This window comes from Winogradskyella sp. UBA3174 (assembly GCF_002364335.1).
Lineage (GTDB): Bacteria > Bacteroidota > Bacteroidia > Flavobacteriales > Flavobacteriaceae > Winogradskyella.
In genome coordinates, this window is record NZ_DEXW01000028.1 from 1 (window position 1) to 2,620 (window position 2,620).

General features: G+C 31.6%; 2 protein-coding genes. Both read left to right on the forward strand.

The window, feature by feature from the left end; genetic code table 11:
- Positions 1 to 2,079 (forward strand): hypothetical protein (locus B2U95_RS03990; protein ID WP_296313102.1); only part of this gene is annotated, 2,079 nt, incomplete at its 5' end.
- Between the two features lie 75 nt (positions 2,080 to 2,154).
- The gene (gene gldL / locus B2U95_RS16275; RefSeq protein ID WP_414727660.1) at positions 2,155 to 2,601 is read left to right on the forward strand and encodes a gliding motility protein GldL; all 447 of its coding nucleotides are present in this window, start codon (positions 2,155 to 2,157) and stop codon (positions 2,599 to 2,601) included.
- The last annotated feature ends 19 nt before the right edge of the window (positions 2,602 to 2,620 follow it).

Genomic DNA, 2,620 nt, shown 5'->3' on the forward strand with positions numbered 1-2,620 from the left:
AAAGGATTACAAAATGGCGTAAATAGCAGTCCTATTAGACAAAATGGTATAGGTGTTGACAAAAAACTTCCTATATTACAACCATTAACTTTAGAACAACTTCTTGGTGAAAAAAACAATGTAAACAATAATAATTCAGTTGTTAATGATGAAAGAGCAAATATGTCTGTTTCAACAGATAGATTAAATATTAATAATATTTCAAAACCATCAAATGTATCTTCAAATCAATTAAAATTTAATTTAAAAGAAGCAATTGCAAAACGTAAATTTGAAATTGAAAATAAAACTCGACCAATGCTTAGCCAAGGCGAGTCAACTACTGAAGAAGTCTATAGTCCTCAACTTAAGAAAGTGGTTACTAAAAAAGAACAGCAACAACATATTACTGATGAAATGAACGATGCTTCTTTAAGTCTTCTTGAAAGACCGTTACCATATTTAGCTGATCCAACTGCTATTTTAGGCGATTTAGGCGTTGAATCTGTTTTAGGTTTTGAAACTGGAAACACAGATGAATTAGCTCGAAAACTAAAAGCAAACGAACTTGATCCAAAATTATCAACTTTTGAGAAATTAAAAGCTAAAACAGAAATAGGTCTTGGAATGGTTCCTATGGCAACTGTTAATACTGGATTAGGTATGTTTGGCGCTGGTGGTATTGGCTCTGGACTAAAAGGAGGAATTAATTATGGCGCAAGAGTCGTGAACAATGCTGTTAATCCTCTTGCCGGACTTGGTAAACCTACTGTAAACGCAATAAGCAATGCTTTAGGCAAGAATGTTGACGACGTTAGCGTAGATGCAACGCAAAAAGCAATGAATGATTATTATGGAACTGTAAACAAAAAATATAACACCACAAATGTTTCACCAGGATCAACAAATTTATCACCAGAAGATGTTGGTATGATAAATGGATCAATACTTCCAGATAGATCTACAAACTTTTTTGGCAAACCAAATAATGATAAAGCTTTAGGTGAACAATTAAAACCTCTTATTGATGAGTTGTCTTCGTATGCATCAACTAATGAAGCTATAAGAAAACAAACAATTAAAAATATGTCATCTCCTCAGGGTCAACAAAGATTAATTGGCAATATTTTAGAAGAAATGGACGCTGGAAGTTTTAAATACTTAGGTCATGAAATTAATAGAAAGAATATAGGTACTAGAAATTTTTTAACTGAAAACTTAGGTTTTGAGGGTACAACTGAAATAGCAAAAATGACCGCCGCTGAAAAACGAGCGTATGCTACAAAAATTGCAAAAGAAAAAGTAACAGAAATGAGTAGCAGTCCTAGTCTTAATGAAAACCTATTATCTACTTATAATGCTGATGGAAGTTACAATCCATCTGCAGCTATGAATGCGTTATATAAAGGTAAAACTGGTTCTGGAAATGCTATTGGAATGAGTTCTTTTGACAATGCATCGCATAGTTTTGGAGATTTAACTGGACAATTTAAAAAACCGGTATGGGGGTTAGGAACAAACACTAATAACCCTATGACTGCTGCTCATGAATATGTCGGGCACGGTAGTCAAGAATTTGCGGGGTTAGGTTTTAATAATAAAAGCTTAAGTCAAACAAACCAAGGGCTAGATCAACGTTTGCTGCGTTTAAATCAAGTTGCACCTGTTGAGGGCTCAGGAGCTCAAATAAATCAAAATTATTTTAACACTGGTTCTGCTAGTGAGTTTGGAGAATACACCGCGGCAGGCAGAAATCGCATAAGAGAAAGTGAACCAAGAGGTTTTGCAGCTGAATTTAGGCAAGGTATGAAAGAATATGATTTTCTGAAAAACCCCAACGGAGAATGGGATCAAGTTACGCCACAAAAACTTAAAGATTTTAAAAAATATCTAGACGTAAATCCAAGTGGAATTATGAAGGGAGATAAGTTTTCCCCTAACATTAGGATTCAAGATATTGTAGATTTTGATAATCCTAAAAATCTTAAAGAATTTTCAAAAGAATTAAACAAAATGATTGGCCAAAATAATCCTGGTGACGTTGATGGTAAAAATAAGTTTGATATGTTAAAAGCTAATTCGATGCAAGCTAACGCGTAATTTTTTATAATAACATGTAATATTATTAATATAGAGATTATATATTGAATCTTTACAACAATTAAATCTAATATTATGTTAAAAAACTTAAGTTTAAAAAACATGCTTTATGGAATTGGAGCAGCAATAGTTATTTTAGGAGCTTTGTTTAAAATTCAACATTGGCCAGGTGGTAATTTATTGTTAACTATAGGTATGATAACAGAGGCTATTGTTTTTACTTTTTCTGCATTTGAAAAAAAAGAAAAAAATAATAATAAAATGGGAATTATAGAGCAAGCGCCTAATGATCCCATTGCTTATATAAATGCTCAAAAAAAATATATTGATGAAATTAAAGATGCTACTAAAAATGTTTCTTTAATAAATAAAGCCCATAAAAATCAACTTAAACTTGCCAATGCTTCAACTGGTGCTTATCAAACAATTAATAGAGAAGCTCAGGATTTAGCAAAACATACTTATTTTCTAAGTAAAACTTATTATTCAATGTTAAAAGCAATGAAAAGCAAAGAATTATGAAAAAAAAATTTAACAAAAC